The organism is Zavarzinia sp. CC-PAN008, assembly GCF_051903925.1.
Taxonomy (GTDB): domain Bacteria; phylum Pseudomonadota; class Alphaproteobacteria; order Zavarziniales; family Zavarziniaceae.
Window position 1 is genome coordinate 1,070,081 of sequence record NZ_CP173678.1, and the last position, 16,908, is coordinate 1,086,988.

14 protein-coding genes are annotated in these 16,908 nt (G+C 68.4%); 4 read left to right on the forward strand and 10 right to left on the reverse strand.

Annotated features, from left to right (window positions below; genetic code table 11):
• Nucleotides 1–11 precede the first annotated feature (11 nt).
• The 3 genes from ACI6GS_RS05240 to ACI6GS_RS05250 all read right to left on the reverse strand — a co-directional run bounded on the left by ACI6GS_RS05240 (nucleotide 12) and on the right by ACI6GS_RS05250 (nucleotide 2,516).
• A complete protein-coding gene (locus ACI6GS_RS05240) occupies nucleotides 12–716 on the reverse strand; it encodes a lipid-binding SYLF domain-containing protein (protein WP_439816729.1) in 705 nt (234 codons plus the stop codon).
• 157 nt (nucleotides 717–873) lie between these two features.
• A complete protein-coding gene (locus tag ACI6GS_RS05245; RefSeq protein ID WP_439816730.1) occupies nucleotides 874–1,728 on the reverse strand; it encodes an ABC transporter permease in 855 nt (284 codons plus the stop codon).
• Entirely contained in the window at nucleotides 1,725–2,516 is a 792-nt protein-coding gene (locus tag ACI6GS_RS05250) for an ABC transporter ATP-binding protein (RefSeq protein ID WP_439816731.1), read from the reverse strand. Before ACI6GS_RS05250 ends, ACI6GS_RS05245 begins: the two co-directional genes overlap by 4 nt.
• Before the next feature lie 180 nt (nucleotides 2,517–2,696).
• Here ACI6GS_RS05250 and ACI6GS_RS05255 point away from each other — a divergent pair, with 180 nt between their 5' ends.
• Together ACI6GS_RS05255 and ACI6GS_RS05260 are read left to right on the forward strand one after the other, a co-directional pair.
• Nucleotides 2,697–4,019 (forward strand): ActS/PrrB/RegB family redox-sensitive histidine kinase, encoded by a 1,323-nt coding sequence (locus tag ACI6GS_RS05255; RefSeq protein WP_439816732.1) that lies wholly within the window; start codon nucleotides 2,697–2,699, stop codon nucleotides 4,017–4,019.
• Nucleotides 4,020–4,023: 4 nt separating this feature from the next.
• The gene (locus tag ACI6GS_RS05260; RefSeq protein ID WP_439816733.1) at nucleotides 4,024–4,554 is read left to right on the forward strand and encodes an ActR/PrrA/RegA family redox response regulator transcription factor; all 531 of its coding nucleotides are present in this window, start codon (nucleotides 4,024–4,026) and stop codon (nucleotides 4,552–4,554) included.
• Nucleotides 4,555–4,730: 176 nt separating this feature from the next.
• Here the strand turns inward: ACI6GS_RS05260 and ACI6GS_RS05265 are convergent, their stop codons facing one another.
• The 6 genes from ACI6GS_RS05265 to ACI6GS_RS05290 form a co-directional block, all read right to left on the reverse strand.
• The gene (locus ACI6GS_RS05265; RefSeq protein WP_439816734.1) at nucleotides 4,731–5,372 is read right to left on the reverse strand and encodes a response regulator; all 642 of its coding nucleotides are present in this window, start codon (nucleotides 5,370–5,372) and stop codon (nucleotides 4,731–4,733) included.
• Nucleotides 5,369–6,613: a sensor histidine kinase gene (locus ACI6GS_RS05270; protein ID WP_439816735.1), complete on the reverse strand. Its 1,245-nt coding sequence runs from the start codon at nucleotides 6,611–6,613 to the stop codon at nucleotides 5,369–5,371. The genes ACI6GS_RS05265 and ACI6GS_RS05270 overlap by 4 nt, the downstream gene beginning before the upstream one ends.
• A 61-nt stretch (nucleotides 6,614–6,674) precedes the next feature.
• Entirely contained in the window at nucleotides 6,675–9,353 is a 2,679-nt protein-coding gene (locus tag ACI6GS_RS05275; protein WP_439816736.1) for an adenylate/guanylate cyclase domain-containing protein, read from the reverse strand.
• A gap of 197 nt (nucleotides 9,354–9,550) precedes the next feature.
• A complete protein-coding gene (locus tag ACI6GS_RS05280; protein ID WP_439816737.1) occupies nucleotides 9,551–10,717 on the reverse strand; it encodes an acyl-CoA dehydrogenase family protein in 1,167 nt (388 codons plus the stop codon).
• A gap of 42 nt (nucleotides 10,718–10,759) precedes the next feature.
• Entirely contained in the window at nucleotides 10,760–12,181 is a 1,422-nt protein-coding gene (locus ACI6GS_RS05285; protein ID WP_439816738.1) for an MATE family efflux transporter, read from the reverse strand.
• Nucleotides 12,182–12,191: 10 nt separating this feature from the next.
• Complete coding sequence (locus tag ACI6GS_RS05290) at nucleotides 12,192–12,935, reverse strand: SDR family oxidoreductase (RefSeq protein ID WP_439816739.1); 744 nt, start codon at nucleotides 12,933–12,935, stop codon at nucleotides 12,192–12,194.
• Nucleotides 12,936–13,073: 138 nt separating this feature from the next.
• Between ACI6GS_RS05290 and panE the strand changes: the two genes are divergently transcribed.
• The gene (gene panE, locus ACI6GS_RS05295) at nucleotides 13,074–13,997 is read left to right on the forward strand and encodes a 2-dehydropantoate 2-reductase (RefSeq protein ID WP_439816740.1); all 924 of its coding nucleotides are present in this window, start codon (nucleotides 13,074–13,076) and stop codon (nucleotides 13,995–13,997) included.
• 103 nt (nucleotides 13,998–14,100) lie between these two features.
• Here panE and ACI6GS_RS05300 read toward each other — a convergent pair whose 3' ends face one another.
• Entirely contained in the window at nucleotides 14,101–14,670 is a 570-nt protein-coding gene (locus tag ACI6GS_RS05300) for a GNAT family N-acetyltransferase (RefSeq protein WP_439816741.1), read from the reverse strand.
• Nucleotides 14,671–14,993: 323 nt separating this feature from the next.
• Here ACI6GS_RS05300 and ACI6GS_RS05305 point away from each other — a divergent pair, with 323 nt between their 5' ends.
• Complete coding sequence (locus ACI6GS_RS05305) at nucleotides 14,994–16,763, forward strand: phosphatase PAP2 family protein (protein WP_439816742.1); 1,770 nt, start codon at nucleotides 14,994–14,996, stop codon at nucleotides 16,761–16,763.
• Nucleotides 16,764–16,908 lie beyond the last annotated feature (145 nt).

Below are 16,908 nucleotides of genomic sequence, written 5' to 3' on the forward strand. Positions count from 1 at the left end.
GCGTCGAAGCCTCAGGCCGTGACGGCGGAGGAGAGCGCCTGCTGGAGGCCGGCCGCACCCGGATTGGTCACCGAGCGCCGCACCACGATGTCGGCGGGACCAACCGGACGGCCATAGTATTCCTGGTTCATGCTGTCGCTGGACAGGATGCCGGCGCCGTTCAGGGCGCCGCCGCCGAACAGCCCCTCTGCCTTGGAATAGGCGATGATGTCGGCGTCCAGGTTGGTCGTCGTGCTGCCTTCGATGCCGGCGCCGATCGGGCCGATCGCGATCGAGGCGTCGACGCCCAGCTTCATCTCGTTCCGCATCACGGCGCGCAGGCCGTTCTCGTTGGTGATGATGAAGATGATCTCCTGCGACTGCGCACCGATCTGGAAGCCGATCGACGCGGCGGCCATCGTGTAGAACGCCGGCGAGGACCAGCCATTGCCGTTGCGGCCCAGCAGCACGCCTTCGCCGCCGGAGCCGCCGATGATGAAGGCACCCTTCAGCAGCTGCGGGATGATCAGCACGCCGGTTGCCGTGCGCAGCTGGCGGCGCATCGCCTGAAGGTTCGGGTCGGCGGCCAGCGTCTGCACCGTGGTTCGGGCCTTGTCGACCAGGATCTGGGTCGAGCTGGCGGCAAAGGCGGGATTGCTGGCGACCTTCACGAGGCCGGCTGCACCAAGCATGCCGAGCGCGCCGAGCGCGCCGCGGCGGGTCAGTTGAAGGGTCATGGGCACTTCCTCTGGGGCACGCTTCGGATGATCTGGTGCGCCCCCCCGGCCGCAGCGCAGGCAAGGCGATTCGGCGGGCGGGCACCGGCTAGAACGCCAGGAGCCTAGCCGGGTTCCCGAAAGGCGGAACGGATAAATCTGTGATCGCGAACCGGGTTCACTCCCCCATCTGCAACAGCTTTCCGCGCCGCTGCGACGCCCGGAAGAAAGCCAGGAAGGCCCAGGCCGCCAGGCCCAGCAGGACCAGGTTCATGCCAAAGGCCAGGCCCAGGTGGTCCCAGCGGATAACATGGTCATGGATCAGGGCGCGCATCCCCTCGAACACATGTGTCGAGGGCAGACACAGCGCGATCCATTGCAGCCATTCCGGCAGGACCGATAGGGGGTAGTAGACCGCGCTGATCGGCGCGAGGCCGAACGTGATGGCCCAGGCCAGCCCCTCCGCCCCCATGCCGTTGCGCATGACGAGGCCAGAGACGAGCAGCCCCATGGCCCAGCCCATCATCACCAGGTTCACGAAGAACACGACCAGCATCAAGCCCAGGTCGAACAGCGAGAAGCCGAAGAACCACATGGCCAGGAAGGTCGCGGGCAGCACGCCGCACAGGGTGCGGATCACGCTCATGGTCAACAGCGCCACCATGAACTCGGTCGGGCGCAGCGGGCTCACCATCAGGTGGCCCAGGTTCCTGGACCACATCTCCTCGAAGAACGACATCGAGAGGCCGATCTGGCTGCGGTACAGGATGTCCCACAACATCACGCCGCCGATCAGGACGCTGAAGCCATAGCCGATATAGTCGGTGCGCGGCGACAGGAACTCGGACAGGAAGCCCCAGCTGACCATCTGGACGACCGGCCAATAGGCAAGGTCCAGCATGCGCGGCCACGATGCGATCAGCAGGTACCAGTAGCGCTGGACCAGGGCCCCGATGCGCCGGAACGAGAAGCCGGGCGTGTAGCGCTGGAAACTGCGGTCCCGCGCGGCGGGACCTGGATGCGTGCTGCTCATGGCCGGCCTCCCCCCGCGGCGCGGGGCGCGTCCGCGTCGTCCCGCCGCCTGTCGCGCGCGATGTCCAGGAAAACCTCCTCCAGGTCGGCGCGGCCATAGCGGGCCAGAAGCTCGCCCGGCGTTCCCTGGTCGACGACTGTGCCCTGCTTCATCACCAGGACCGCGTCGCACATGCGCTCGACCTCGGCCATGTTGTGGGAGGCCAGCAGGATCGTCGCCCCCCGCCGGGCGCGGTAGGCCTCCAGGTAGCTGCGCACCCAGTCCGCGGTGTCGGGGTCGAGCGAGGCCGTGGGTTCGTCCAGCAGGAGCAGGTCGGGCTCGTTGATCAGCGACTTGGCCAGCGCCACGCGCGTCTTCTGCCCGGCCGACAGGCGGCCCGCCGGCCGGTCCAGCAGGTGCGTCAGGTCCAGGTCGGCGGCCAACTGGCGCACCCGCTGGGTGACGTCGCGCATCCCGTACAGGCTGGCATAGACCTTCAGGTTCTGCGCCACCGTCAGGCGGTGGGGCACGTCGACGTAAGGGGACGAGAAGTTCATGCGCGGCAGCACGCGCGGCTTGTGCCGTAGCATGTCCTCGCCCAGGACCTCGATTCCGCCGCTGGTCGGCAGGATCAGGCCCAGGATCATGGCGATCGTCGTCGTCTTGCCGGCGCCATTGCCGCCCAGCAGGGCGGTGATGGTGCCCGGCTCGACCCGGAAGCTGATGCCGTTCACCGCGGCCACGGGGCCGAACGTCTTGACCAGACGGTCCACCCGGATCGCGGGCGGCTCGCGCGTTTCCTCTGTCATGGGCGCGACTATTGCAGGGGTTCCGTCCGGCGGCCAGTTCCGGCGGCCGGTTCCCCCGAATGGCCAGTTCCCTCTTGCGACCTGTGCGCTTCCGTCGCATTCAGTGGCCATGACCGACCAGATCGCACACGGGCGGAGCGAATCAGCCGCGGCTGCAGGCCCGGCAGGGCGGGCCGCGCGATGAGCGTCGAGACGGCGCCGACGGGCGTCCGCGACACGACTTTCAGCCCCTGGCGGGCGGAGGCGTCGCATGGCCGCGTGCGCCTGCGCACCCTGGTCCTGCTGCGCTGGCTGGCGATCGCGGGGCAGAGCGCGGCGCTGGTCTTTGTCTATTTCGGCCTGGGCTTCGACTTCCCCATCGTGCTGGCCGGCATGGTCGTCGGGGCTTCGATCTGGCTCAACGTCGCGGTCCTGATCCTGTTCCGGTCAGGCCGCCGGCTCAGCAACCGGGAGGCCAGCCTCTATCTGGGCTTCGACCTGCTCAACCTGTCGATCCTGCTGTACCTGACGGGTGGGCTGCAGAACCCGTTCTCGCTGCTGATGATGGTGCCGGTCACGATCTCGGCCACGATCCTGGACGAGCGCAGCACGCTGGGCCTGGGCCTGCTGGCCATCGTCTGCGTCATCGTGCTGACCGAATGGCACCTGCCGCTGCCCTTTGGCGAGCCGGGCCTCCAGCTGCCCCAGCTCTACCTGCTGGGGATCGAGACGGCACTGATCCTGGGCATGGTGTTCATCGCGGTCTATGCCTGGCGCGTCGCGGCGGAAGCACGGCGCATGTCGCAGGCCCTGACCGCGACGCAGATGGCCCTGGCGCGCGAGCAGAAGATGGCGGCCGTCGGGGCCCTGGCCGCCGCCGCCGCGCACGAACTGGGCACGCCGCTGGGCACGATCACGCTGGTCGCCAAGGAGATGATGCGCGAACTGCCCGCCGACAGCCCGCTTGGCCCCGACATGGCGTTGCTGCGGACCGAGGTCGCGCGCTGCCGCGAGATCCTGGCCCAGCTGTCCCGCCGGCCCGATGCCCCGGGCGACAATCCGTTCGAGCGGGTCAGCCTGCCCGTCCTGGCCGAGGAGGTGGCCGCCGCCAATCGCGAGCGCCGGCCCGAGACCGACTTCCTGGTCGAGGCCACGGGGGACGGACCTGCGCCGCTGGTCGACCGCGGGCCGGAACTCTTGCACGCGCTGGGCAACCTGATCGACAACGCAGGCCGCCATGCCGAATCGCAGGTCGAGGTCGTTGCCACCTGGACAGCGGATCGCGTGGAGTTGATGGTGCGCGATGACGGCCCGGGATTCCCGCCCGAGATCCTGGCCGTGATTGGCGAGCCCTATGTGACGACACGCGCGCCGGGCGAGGGAATGGGCCTGGGCGTGTTCATCGCGAAGACCCTGCTGGAGCACACGGGCGCCGAGGTCATCATCGGCAACCGCAGCGAAGGCGGGGCAGAGGTTGCGATCGTTTGGGGTCGCGCCATATTGGAAAGAGTGGGAGGAAGGTGACGCCGTGGCCGACGACCGTACGCTGCTACTCGTAGACGACGACGAACCCTTTCGCGAGCGCCTGGCGCGCGCGATGGAACGGCGGGGCTTTTCCGTGCAGAGCGCCGACGGCGTGACCTCCGGCATCGCTGCGGCCAAGGCCCGGCCGCCCGCCTTTGCCGTGGTTGACCTGCGGCTGGTCGACGGCAACGGCCTGGACGTGGTGGGCGCCCTGCGCGAGGTGCGGCCCGACATCCGGGTCGTCATGCTGACCGGTTATGGCAACATCGCCACCGCGGTCGCCGCGGTGAAGGCGGGGGCCGTCGACTACCTGGCCAAGCCGGCGGACGCCGACGATATCGAGGCGGCGCTGCTCGCCACCCCCGACCGCCGCCCGGCACCGCCGGAACGGCCGATGTCGGCCGACCGCGTGCGCTGGGAGCACATCAACCGCGTCTACGAGCTGTGCGGCCGCAACGTGTCCGAGACGGCGCGCCGCCTCAACATGCACCGCCGCACCCTGCAGCGCATCCTGGCCAAGCATTCGCCCCGGTAAGGGGCGCGAAAGCCGCTCGCAGATGCTTCGAGACGCGTCGCTGCGCGCCGCTCCTCAGCATGACGCCGTTGATTTCGTTGAGTAATTCCCAACCATCGTCATCCTGAGGAGGGCCGCAGGCCCGCCTCGAAGGATGTGGTGCGGACTTCCCCGCGTGCGATCAGCGCAGTTGACCGCTACCGGATCAGGTCCTGGCGCAGGGCCAGGGCGACGGCGTGGGCGCGGTCGGCGGCGCCCAGCTTCTCGTACAGGTGTTTCAGGTGCGCCTTCACCGTGTCCTCGCTGAGCGACAGGGTGGCGGCGATGGTCTTGTTGGCGCGCCCCTCGGCCAGATGCTCCAGGATCTCAAGCTCGCGCGCGGTCAGCGGTGCCGCCTGGCCCGCGGTCCGCGCGTCCTGCGCCAGGCGGCGGAGCAGCGGGCGCGTCACTTCGGCCTGGATGTAGCCGCCGCCGGCGTGAACGGCGCGGATCGCGCGCAGCAGGTCGTCGCGCGAACCGCTCTTGAGGACATAGCCGCTGGCCCCGGCATTGGTCGTCTCCCACACATAGGCGGGGTTGTCGTACATCGTGAAGACGATGATGCCGGCCTTCGGCACCGCCGCTGCGATCTGGCCGATCGCGGCCAGGCCCCCCAGGCCCGGCATCTTCAGGTCGATCACCACGATGTCGGGCTGCAGCCGGCGGGCGGCGTCCAGGCCCGCCTGGCCGTCCCCGGCCTCGCCCGCGATGGCGATGTCGGGCTCCGACGCCAGCATCGCCGCGACCGCCTGGCGCAGGACCTGGTGGTCGTCCACCAAAAGGACGCGGATCGTGGTCATGCCGGATGCCGCCGCGGCAGCGCCAGCGTGATGCGGGTGCCGGAGCCGGGCTGGCTGTCGACCACCAGGCGCGCGCCGATGCTGTCGGCCCGTTCCTTCATGGTCAGCAGGCCGAAATGGCCGCGTGGCGGGGCGGCACCCACCTCGAACCCCACGCCGTCGTCCGCGATGCTGAGCATGGTGCCGGCCGGATCCTGACGGAAACGGATCGAAACCTCCGTCGCCTGGGCATGCTTGCGCGTGTTCAGCAGCGCCTCCTGCACCACGCGGAAGAGAAGTGCGTCGTCCGGCCCGCGCCAGGCCTTCAGTGCCGGATCGATCTCCAGCCGCAGGCGGAACGGGACCTGGTCGGACAGGGCGGCGACATGCTCGCCCAGGGCGGCACAAAAGCCGAGGTCGTCCAGCACGCTGGGGCGCAGCGCGTTCATCACCGTGCGAATGTCGTCGGTGCAGGCCCGCGCCTGACACGCCAGGCCCCGCAGCGCCGCCTGCGCGCCGGCGCCCAGGGCGGGATCCCCGGCCCAGCGGTCCAGGCCCTGCTGCATGGTGAACAGCGCGCCGCCAAGCCGGTCGTGCAGGTCGTCGGCAATCGCGCGGCGCTCGTCCTCCTGCGCGTCGATCAGGCGGCGCAGCAGAGCCTGCGTGCGGTTGCGCGCCGCGGCCAGCGCGGTCGAGCGGTCGCGTGCCAGGTCCAGGTTCTCCTGCGCCCAGTGTGCCAACATCACGCCCAGGGCGGCCGAAAAGCCCAGGTAGAACAGCGCGACCAGCAATCGCGCCACGTCGGTTGGCCCGCCCGTCGCCAGGTCCAGGCCCACGGCCAGGGCCACGGTCAGGCCCAGCAGGCCCAGCGTGACCCGCCCGCCGAAGCGGAAGGCGCCGGCCAGCAGCGTGAAGTGGAGGAAGGGAAAGAACTGGGAGTCCAGCCCGCCGCTGACGGCGCACATGGCCGCCGCCAGGACGGGATCGCCCAGCGTCGTCAGCCAGGCCACGCCCATGACCGGCGTGCGCCCGGACTGAAGCCGCCATTGCGCCAGCGCGGCATAGAGGACACCGCCCGCATAGATCCACCAGGCCGCGGGCTGGATCGCCTGGTCGCCACGGGAAAGCAGGGCGGCCCACAGCGCCAGGCCGATCCAGCGCAGCCAGGCAATCTCCCGCTCCGCCCGGCGCAGGTGGCCGTTGGCAAGGCGGTCGCCGCCGTCGCCCGCCCAGTCGCCCGCGGCCTCCACCCCGTTCCGCATGCGTCCCTCCCGCTTTCGCTCCAGTGGGCGCGCGCGTGCGAGGCGGGTCAAGCCGGGCCTGCTACTTCTCCGTGAGGATCCAGACGCCGTTCCAGTCGGCGGGCGGCGGGCTGTCGCGAAACTGGCGGCAGCGCGCCAGGTACATCAGCGAGGGGCCATCGTCCGGCACATAATCCAGCGCGCTGGCAAAGGCCTGTTCCGCCGCGCCCCAGGCCCGGGCCCGATAGGCTGCCAGGCCCTGGTCATAGGCGCCCAGCATGGCGCCCAGGCCGCGATCCAGCTCGCCCGCGCGATAGGCCAGGGATTCATAGATCGCGACCGGAAAATCCTTGCCCTTGACCCGGATCAGGTCGATCTCGCGCGTCAGGCTGCGGTCCTTGAGCCGGCCGCGCGTCGATTCCGAGAGCAGGATCTTCGTGCCATAGACCTTGTTCGTGCCCTCCAGGCGGGAGGCAAGGTTCACGCTGTCGCCGATCACGGTGTATTCCATCCGGCGCAGCGAGCCGATATTGCCGACCACGACGTCGCCGGTTGCGATGCCGACGCCGATGTCGATGGGCAGCTGGCCCTGTGCCCGGCGGCCGTCGTTGAAGGCGGCCAGCGCCAGCATCATCTGGTTGGCCGTGCGTACCGCATTGTCGGCATCGGCCGGGTTGGCGAAGGGCGCCCCGAACAGGGCCATGATCGCGTCGCCGATGTATTTGTCCAGGATCCCGCCATTGGCCAGGATCACGTCCACCATCTCGGTGAAATAGCCGTTCAGCATGGCGACCGTCTCGCGCGCGCCGATGGCTTCCGCGATCGTGGTGAAGCCGCGCACGTCCGAGAACAGGATCGAGACGGTCTGGTCCTTTCCGGTCAGCGCGTCCTCGCCGTCCTGCAGCAGCTGGTCCGCCACCTCCTTGCTCATGTAGCGGGCCATGGTCGAGCGGACACGCTTCTCGCTGGTGATGTCCTCCAGAACCAGCATCGAGCCGATGCGCCGGCCATTCGCATCGATCAGCGGGGCTGCCGTCAGGTTGACGGAGGAGGCCTTGGCATCCGGCCGCGCGATCTCCGCGTCGACGCCCAACGTCGTCTCGCCAGAGGGGGCGATCCGGTGCAGGCTGTCCGCGATCCAGCGATTGGGTCCATCGAACACCGTCGCCGCCGCCTGGCCCACCAGATCGACCCGCTCCACGCCCAGGATCTGCGTCGCGGCGTCGTTTGCGGTCACCACGCGGTTGTCGCTGTCGAGCGTGACGATGCCGTTCGACGTGCTCTTCAGGATGCTCTCGTTGTAGTTCTTCATCGCCAGGACGTCGTCGAACAGCTTGGCGTTCTCCAGGCTGACCGCGATCTGGGCCGAGAAGGCGCGCAGCCGCGCCTCGTCCTTGGCGGAGAAGGCGGCGTCGCCCCGCTTGTTCAGGACCTGGGCCACGCCGATGCGGCCGCCCGCCTTGTTCGCGATGGGCGTGCACAGGATGCTGCGCGTCCGGAACCCGGTCGCCCGGTCGACCGACGGGTCAAAGCGGGGGTCGGCATAGGGGTCGGCGATATTCTCGGCCATGCCGCTCTTGAACACGGCACCCGCGATGCCGCGCGATGCGGGGATGCGGATCTCGCGCAGGTGCGTGCCCTCGGCAAAGAACGAGAAGAGCTCGTCCGTGCGGGGATCGTGGATGAACAGGGTCGAACGCTCGGCATGCAGCAGGTCGCTGGCCACGCGCATGATCCGCGCGATCAGCAGGTCCAGCTGCAACTCCCCCGCCAGGTCGTGGCTGACGCCCAGGATGCGCTGTTCCTCGCGCAGCGCGTCCAGCATGTGCTGGAAGCCGCGAAAGATGTCGGCATATTCGTCGGTGGAGACGACCTCCAGCCGGGCCTCCTCCAGCGCGCCGCTTTCGACCTTGCGCATTCCGGCGATCAGGCGCGCGGCCGAGCGGGACACCTCGTTCGCGGTGAGCAGCGCCATCAGCACGGCACCCACGGCGCAGACGGCGACGACGCCGACGATCCAGGCATAGAACGGCGCCATCACGTCCAGGCTGGCGGGCACGCCCTGGTTGGCCAGCAGGCGCTCGACCTTGAACACCACCGACGACGCAAAGAAGACCAGCGGCAGGCCGGTCACGAAGATCGCCAGGTAGAGCAGTTTCGAGCGCAGGCGCACCCAGAACAGCCGCCTCAATTCTGCCGGCGCCAGCTCGCGGCCCAGTTCGCCGTTCAGGCGCTGGATCACCGGCACCATCGTGCGGCTGACGCCAAAGAACTCGAAAATGGCGTGGGTGGGAGAGGCGAAGAACAGCGTCGTCGCGCCAAAGGCCCAGAACTGCCATTCGGCCCAGCCGGTGGCGAACAGGGTGTTGCCCGTCAGCAGGGTCAGGATGACCAGGACGGTGACAAGCGGGCCGTGCAGCAGCGTCACACGCAGGAAGGACAGGAACGGCAGGTTCAGCGCCGTGATCAGCCCCTCCGCCAGTTCGGGGTCGCCCACCGCCCGGCGCTCGTCCAGCGCGCGCAGCACGTGGCCCAGCGGGCGATAATGCCGCGCCATCAGCCAGACATCGGTCAGGTTGTAGATGGCGATGACGACGGGCGACATCGCCAGCAGCACGCCCCACTGATAGAGCGAGAATTCGAGTCCCAGGAAGACCAGGGCAAAGACGATGGCGACTGCGGTGAAGCAGCCCCCCTGGTAGAGCCAGACCAGCTTCCAGAACAACGCGCGGGCACTGTCCTGCCCGGCCGGCGACACCATGGCCTGATCCTGGACCCGTGGACGGGCCGGCCCCAGGACCGCATCCTTGCTCAACTCCGCCACGACCCTCCCCGTCCATACGCGCGGGCTTACGACGTTGGGCAGTGTCGCACACTCTGCCGCCAGCGTTTACCTTAACCTTGGCGCGCAGGGGCGGGCCGGTTTCATGCGCTTCGCGCGGGCACCGGGCTTGCGGCCTACAGTCCCAACACCGCCTTGGACAGCACGTTGCGCTGGATCTCGTTCGAGCCGCCATAGATCGAGGAGGCGCGGCCGAAGAGGAAGGCGGGGGTGACGTCGACCGAGCCGTCGGGACCCAGCGGGGCCTGGTTGCCGGGGTGGGTCAGCAGGTTGACCTGGAGGATGTTGGCATGGGGGCCCAGCGCCTCGACCGCCGCTTCCTCGATCGCCTGTGAGATCTCGGAATTGATCACCTTGAAGAGGGAGGTTTCGGCGCCCAATGCCTCCCCCGCCTCAAGCCGGGCCAGGTTGCGCAGGTCGCTCACCTCGAACGAGAGGAGGCGCACCTCGATCTCGTCCAGGCGGCGGGAGAGGCTGCCGCCGTCCCCGATCTGCCCTGCCAGGCGCCGGGCGCGGCCCAGCATGGCCTGGGTCAGCGGCACGTTCGAGATGGTCGAGCGCTCGTGCAGCAGCAGGAACTTGGCATAGTCCCAGCCGCGGTTCTCCTCCCCGATGCGGTTGGCGACCGGCACCTTCACGTCGCGGAAGAAGACCTCGTTCAGGTGGTGCAGGCCGTCGATGGAGACGATGGGCCGGACCTCGATCCCCGGCGTCGTCATGTCGATCAGCAGGAAGCTGATGCCCGTCTGCGGCTTGCCTGCGGTTGAGGTGCGGACCAGGCAGAACATCCAGTTCGCCTCGTGCGCGTAGCTGGTCCAGATCTTCTGCCCGTTGACGACATAGTGCTCGCCCTGGCGCTCGGCCCGCGTCTTCAGGGACGCGAGGTCCGAGCCCGAGCCGGGCTCCGAATAGCCCTGGCACCACAGGGTTTCGCCCGCGACCAGCGGGGGGAGGTGCTGCGCCTTCTGCTCTGGCGTGCCGAAGGTATAGATGACCGGGCCTACCATATTGAGGAAGGACGACAGGGCGGGTGCGCGGGCGCGTCCCATCTCCTCGTGGAAGGCGTGCAGTTCGCGGTCGCTCCAGCCCGTGCCGCCGTACTCGACCGGCCAGGAGGGCACGGCCCAGCCGCGGGCGGCCAGCGCCTTGTGCCAGCGCTGCTGGGCCGAAAGGTCGATCATCAGGCCGCCCAGGGCGGGCGCGTCGCGGATGTCGGGGGTCAGCGCGGCCGCGATGAAGTCCCGCACCATCTGCCGGAAGCCAGCCTCGTCCCGTTCCGCCATCGTCGTCTCCTGCCCTGAGGGTCCAGGTTTATCTAACGACGATTAGGCTCGCAAGGGCGGGGCGGCCCGGCGGAAGGACGAGGGCCGCGCCCAGGTGCCCGACGCCACGGCCCAGGTCATGATCGCGGCATAGAACACGAGCGCCAGGCTGAGGCCGGCGAACAGGCCGCGCAGGTCGCCCGTCGCGTTGAGCAGGAGCCAGCCAGCACCGATCGCCACGGCCATGCGCACCGTGCCCGCGATCAGCGGCCAGCCCAGGCGGCCCGCCCCTTGCGATGCGAAATAGAGCGCCATGCCCAGTCCGAACAGGCCGTAGAACGGCCCCACGATGCGCAGGTACGCGCTGCCAGCACCGATCAGCGCGGGATCGTCCGAGAACAGGCCGAGCCAGGCCTCCGGAAACAGGGCGGCGGCCAGGCCCACAAGCTCGGTCAGCGCGCAGGCGAGCAGGCCGCCGGTGAGCGCGATGCGCCGCGCCCGCTCCACCTGGCCCGCCCCCATGTTGGTGCCGACCAGCGCCACCATCGGCGCGCCCAGGCCGAAGACGAGCGGGATCAGCAGGTATTCCAGGCGCGCGCCGGTGCCATAGCCCGCAACCGCCGCCGTCCCGGCCCAGGCCCCGGCCAGAGCGGTGGCGCAGGCGATCGTGAGATTGGTCTGGATCGAGGTGATGGAGGCGACCGCCCCCACGGCCAGGATGTCGGCGAACAGCGGCCAGCGCAAAGGCGCCAGGCGCAGCCGGGCCAGGTTCCGCCCCGACAGGATGTGCCAGGCCATGGCCGCCAGGCCCACGACGTAGAAGATCACGACGGCAACGCCCGCCCCGGCCACGCCCAGGGCCGGCACCGGCCCCAGGCCGAAGATCAGCAGCGGCGACAGGGGGAACAGCAGGGCGACGCCGGCACAGGTCACGAGTGCTGGGAACAGCATGTTGCCCGTGCCGCGGATGGCGCTGGCCAGCGCGTTCATGATCCACAGCACGACATTGCCGGCGAACACGACGTTGGAATAGGCGAGCGCCGCCTCCAGCGTCGCCCCCTCCGCCCCCATCGCGCGATAGATGCTGGGACCGAAGGCCAGCATCGGGATCGCGAAGACCAGGCCCAGCAGGCCGTTGATGACGACCGCATGCAGGACCAGGGCATCGGCCGTGTCGCGCCGGCCGGCGCCGATCGCGCGGGCGATGGCCGAGGAGATGCCACCCCCCATCGCCCCGCCCGAGATCATCTGCATCAGCATGACGGGCGGAAAGACCAGGGCCATGCCGGCCAGCGCCGCGGTCCCCAGATGGGCGATGAACCATGTCTCGATCAGGCCGGTCGAGGCCTGGGCCAGCATGATGATCATGGTGGGCCAAGCCATGCGCAGCAGCGTGGGCACGATCGGCCCGTGCAGCATCGCCTGCGTGCGCGCGTCCAGGGGGACGTGCTTGGGCGCGGATGCGGTTGCGGCGCTGCTGCTCATGGCGTCGGGCCTACCAGGGCAGCATCTGGTCCATGTGGAAATAGGCGCCCGTCGGGCCGTCGTCGGGCAGGGTTGCCGCCGCGATCGACGTCTTGGCCCCGTCCACGATGTCGAGGTCCGCCCCCTCGCCCCCCATGTCCGTCTTCACCCAGCCGGGATGGACGGAGTTCACCTTGATCGGCGTGTCGCGCAGTTCATAGGCAAGATGGGTCGTGAAGGCGTTCAGCGCCGACTTGGACGCGTCATAGGCCAGCGCCTTGGCATGGTAGATCGGCGCCTTGGGATCCGCGTGCAGGGTGTGGGAGCCCAGGATCGAGGACAGGTTGACGATGCGGCCTGCCTTGGACTTGGCGATCAGCGGCAGCAGCGCCTGGGTCAGCAGGATGGGCGCGAAGAAGTTGACGTCGAACGTGCCCCTCAGCGCGTCCTCCGGCGTCTGGCTGGCGGGCACGGCTTGGCCCGACGGCTGGCGCGGGTCCAGGAAGACCCCGGCATTGTTGACGAGGATGTCGAGCACGCCATGGGTCGCCTGGAACCAGTCGTGCGCGGCCTTGTGGTCGGCCGTATCGGTCACGTCGAGCTTGAGGGCGGAGACGTCCAGCCCCTCTCCCTTCAGCGTCGCGGCGGCGGCGTCGGCGGCACTCTGCGTGCGGGCGCCCAGCACGACGTGGATACCCTTCCGCGCCAGGCCGCGGGCCGTCTCAAGGCCCAGGCCGCGGTTGGCACCGGTGATGAAGGCAATCGTCTTGGTCATTGTCCGTCCCGCCTGTTGATGGAATGATAGACATCATATTGGCGCCGGGCGCAAGCGCGCAGAGGCCGGTCATACGGATGGGGCGGCCTTGAGCAACCGGCATGACTGCCGGGCCAGAGCCTGACATAGGGTAGGGCGATGCGCATCCTGATCCTGGGCGCCGGCGGGACCGGCGGCTATTTCGGTGCCCGGCTGCTGGCGGCCGGGCGTGACGTGACCTTCCTGGTGCGGCCGGCCCGCGCGGCCGTTCTGCGGGCCCAGGGCCTGCGGGTGAAGAGCCCGCATGGCGACCTGCACCTGCCCGAACCGCCTTTGGCGACAACGGAGACGCTGCGCGGGCCCTATGACCTGGTCGTGCTCAGCTGCAAGGCCTATGACCTCGACGCCTCGATCGAGGCGATCGCCCCGGCGGTCGGCCCGGATACGGCGATCCTGCCCCTGCTCAACGGCATGGCGCATGTGGAGGCGCTGGCCCGGCGCTTCGGGGAGGCCCGCGTGCTGGGCGGCCTGTGCGTGATCTCGGCCACCATCGGGGCGGACGGCAGCATCGTGCAGCTGACCCAGCCGCATTCGGTCACCTATGGCGAACTGGACGGCAGCCGCTCCCCGCGCATCGCGGCAATCGAGGCGGCCTTTGCCGGGGCCGGCTTCGACGCCCGCGCCAGCACCACGATCCGCCAGGACATGTGGGACAAGTGGGTGTTCATCTCGACCCTCGCCGGTTCCACCTGCCTGATGCGGGCGACGATCGGCGACATCGTCGCCGGGGGCGGCGGCGACGTCATCGCCGGCCTCCACGACGAATGCCTGGGCGTCGCGGCCGCCAACGGCTTCCCCGTGGCACCCCAGGTGGTACAGGGCGCCCGCGCCAACCTGACCATGGCGGGCTCCCCCCTCACCGCCAGCATGCTGCGCGACCTGGAAGGCGGCGGCCGGGTCGAGGCGGAGCACATGATCGGCGGCCTGGTCGCCCGCGCGGGCGATGTCCCCGTCCCCCTCCTCCGCCTGGTCCTGACGAACCTCCGCGCCTACGAAGCACGACGGACGCGCACCGCAGGGTGAGACGCTGTTGCTTTGGGCGTGCCGTCGACACACCTCCACCCTACGTCCTCCGCTTTATGCGGGGGACCCATGAACCGACCGCTGCACCCGCGGAACGGTTGGTTCATGGGTCCCCCGGACAAGCCGGGGGATGTAGGGTGGGAGGGGCCAGCTCCTTGAAGAAGAAGCTGCAGTCCCTGCGCGCGGCCCCATCGGCGGAGAGGGCAAAGCCCGGCACGATGCCGAAGCGCGTCCACCCGGCGCTCAGGTAGAGCGCCTCCGCAGGGCTGTCCGCCTCGGTATCCAGCGTGAGCAGCACGCGGCCAAGCGCCTGCGCCCGCGCCTCCGCCGCGTCGAGCAGCGCACGCCCCAGTCCCAGCCGGCGCGCCCGGCGGTGGACCAGCAGCTTGGCCAGGTCCGCGCGGTGGGGCTGGTTCTCCTGCGGCGCCAGGATCAGCTGAACCGTCCCGTCCAGCCCCCCGTCCGGCGCCACGGCCGCCAGGATCACGCGCTCCCCCTTCGCGTGGGAGGCGAGCGCCCCGTCCCACCACGCGGCCGCCTTCGCCGCCGTCATCGGCCACACGAAGTTGACCGACGCACCCCCCTCGACCGCATCGGCCAGCAGGTCCTCCAGCCCAGGCCGGGCGGCCATCGCCTCCGCCGGGTCCAGGACGCGGATCGTGTGCGCAGTCATGACCGGCGTTGTCATCATCGTCGCTCCGGTACCGGCTTTATGCCCTAGCGGGCGGATGTATCGCGCGGATTGCGGCAGTGTCGCCGGTGATAGGCAGGCTCACGCAATCGTTCGCCTCTAGCCTGTGGGTCGTCTCCTCCACCACCAGGCCAGACACCGCTCCGGCAAGGCCCAATGAGGTCGGATAACTTGGATCGCTATTATTCCGTCCACAGATAATTGTATTCGGTGGAAAAGTTTCAATCATGACTCGATCTATCTTAGGTGTTGTCGTATGTTAGTTCTGCAACCCGATGGTCTTGACACCGGATCGAGGTAAAATCATGTTGATCCTGCCCCCCGTGGAAGATCCAGTCTGCCTTAACGGGTTCCCGGTTCTTTACTGGAACCATGTCGGTCTCCAGATGAACCGCATCACCCACTCGGTCGGCGGGCCACAGGGTGGGCCGACGATGAGTTCTCGTGCCCTCGGTCTGCTGCACCTGGCAATGCACGACGCTTGGTTCCTGACGCTTGAGCACGCTGATAAATCGGACATTCCACCATATCTGCAGGAGTGTGATTGGCCAAAGAAGCCAGTGGGACTTGGTAAGGATCTGGAGGACGCGCAGGCGGCATTGACGGGGGCTGCGATATTCGTTCTCGATGCGCTCTATGCCCATCCGGGGCCGGCCGTCTCCATCTCGGCGACCGATACGCTTACCACGGCCCTGTCGGCTATGATCGCCGACTACGGGCCGCACATCGACACCCTAGGCCTGGCTCACAATTTCGGGGTCGAGGTCGCACGAATCATTGTCGGTCGCTTGGCGGTGAAGCCGGGCGAGCCTGGCGCCGATCAAGGTCGGTTCGAGCCGACGCCGGGCGTCTTCAACTTCGGCGACGAGCCAGTCAATCCGGTTCGTCGCGCCCCGATCGACCCGAACGATCCCACGCGCGGCGACCGGGCTGTGCGCACCTATCATGGGCCGTTCTACGGGACGACGGTGGCAGATTTCGCTGTGACGGACCCGGATGGCCACGCGATCCGCGATTGGCGTTCCCTTGGCGACGCGGAGTATCTCGCCGCGTTGCGCGAAGTGAAGGCGCTTGGCGGCGCGGCTGGTCAAGTCGGGATCACCCGCACACCAGACGAATCTGTTGCAGCCTATTATTGGGCCTATGATGGCGCGAACCTGATTGGCACGCCGCCACGGCTCTATAATCAAATTCTGCGGGTGGTGGCGAACGACCGCAAGAAAACGTGCGACGTTTGCGATCTCGCACAGAACAGCGAATTCGTTCGGCTCTTCGCGCTCGCCAATGTTGCAATGGCCGATGCCGGCAAGTTCGCGTGGCGTGAGAAATATCGCTACATGCTGTGGCGGCCGCTTTCGGGTGTGCGGGAGCATGTTGGTGGTCCCGATGGCGTGTCTGCCAACCCGGCGCTGGCGGGTGCGCAGCCCCACGTCGATCCTGACGCCGACCCGTTCTGGCGCGCGTTGGGCGCACCGGAGACCAACAGCAACCGGCTGTCGTTCAAGCCACCGTTCCCTGCCTATCCCTCCGGGCATGCTACGTTCGGCGCGGCCTGCTTCCAGATGGTGCGGCACTTCTATAATAAGCGCGACGACTTGAAACTCGACGATGGCGCGGCGGATGACATCGGCTTCACTTTCGTTTCGGAGGAGCTTAACGGTCACAGCCGCGACCTCCACCAGCCGCACGTTTCGGACCAGCCGATTGAGGATCAGCCCGGCGTGGTCCGTGCACGGGTAGTCCGCCATTTTGGTTCGCTCTGGCGCGCTATCTTCGAGAATGCGTTCAGTCGCATCTGGCTCGGCGTTCACTGGCGCTTTGATGCATTCGACGTGAAGGACGCATTGGACGAGTCCGGTAACTACAAGGCTGCGGAAGACATCAGCTATAGCCATGTTTGGAAGACGACGCGGAAACGGGGCGAGACACTGCCAGTCGGCGGCGTCCCGCTCGGTCTCGGTATCGCCAATGATATATGGTCGAGCGGGATGCGTGCGCCGGCGGCCAAGAAGGACTCTTCGCCGCCGCAGACGGATTTTGCGTGCAAGATCAGCAATACGACCTACCAACCGTGAAGTCGTCCTTATTGCGGACAATCAGTTGTTGAGTTGGGATAGGACGCATCTGCACCGGCGCTTGGAGGACGATATTATTATTGAGGCGATCAATAATTCCGCGGCCTAGCTCAGCCGTGCGAGAGGAGAGAGGCCGACGGATGTA

What these genes read in the sequence shown, in the direction of transcription:
- ACI6GS_RS05240 (WP_439816729.1), bottom strand. Translation starts at nt 716, where the DNA reads ATGACCCTTCAACTGACCCGCCGCGGCGCGCTCGGCGCGCTCGGCATG.
- ACI6GS_RS05245 (WP_439816730.1), bottom strand. Translation starts at nt 1,728, where the DNA reads ATGAGCAGCACGCATCCAGGTCCCGCCGCGCGGGACCGCAGTTTCCAG.
- ACI6GS_RS05250 (WP_439816731.1), bottom strand. Translation starts at nt 2,516, where the DNA reads ATGACAGAGGAAACGCGCGAGCCGCCCGCGATCCGGGTGGACCGTCTG.
- ACI6GS_RS05255 (WP_439816732.1), top strand. Translation starts at nt 2,697, where the DNA reads ATGAGCGTCGAGACGGCGCCGACGGGCGTCCGCGACACGACTTTCAGC.
- ACI6GS_RS05265 (WP_439816734.1), bottom strand. Translation starts at nt 5,372, where the DNA reads ATGACCACGATCCGCGTCCTTTTGGTGGACGACCACCAGGTCCTGCGC.
- ACI6GS_RS05270 (WP_439816735.1), bottom strand. Translation starts at nt 6,613, where the DNA reads ATGCGGAACGGGGTGGAGGCCGCGGGCGACTGGGCGGGCGACGGCGGC.
- ACI6GS_RS05275 (WP_439816736.1), bottom strand. Translation starts at nt 9,353, where the DNA reads ATGGTGTCGCCGGCCGGGCAGGACAGTGCCCGCGCGTTGTTCTGGAAG.
- ACI6GS_RS05280 (WP_439816737.1), bottom strand. Translation starts at nt 10,717, where the DNA reads ATGGCGGAACGGGACGAGGCTGGCTTCCGGCAGATGGTGCGGGACTTC.
- ACI6GS_RS05285 (WP_439816738.1), bottom strand. Translation starts at nt 12,181, where the DNA reads ATGAGCAGCAGCGCCGCAACCGCATCCGCGCCCAAGCACGTCCCCCTG.
- ACI6GS_RS05290 (WP_439816739.1), bottom strand. Translation starts at nt 12,935, where the DNA reads ATGACCAAGACGATTGCCTTCATCACCGGTGCCAACCGCGGCCTGGGC.
- panE (WP_439816740.1), top strand. Translation starts at nt 13,074, where the DNA reads ATGCGCATCCTGATCCTGGGCGCCGGCGGGACCGGCGGCTATTTCGGT.
- ACI6GS_RS05300 (WP_439816741.1), bottom strand. Translation starts at nt 14,670, where the DNA reads ATGACTGCGCACACGATCCGCGTCCTGGACCCGGCGGAGGCGATGGCC.
- ACI6GS_RS05305 (WP_439816742.1), top strand. Translation starts at nt 14,994, where the DNA reads ATGTTGATCCTGCCCCCCGTGGAAGATCCAGTCTGCCTTAACGGGTTC.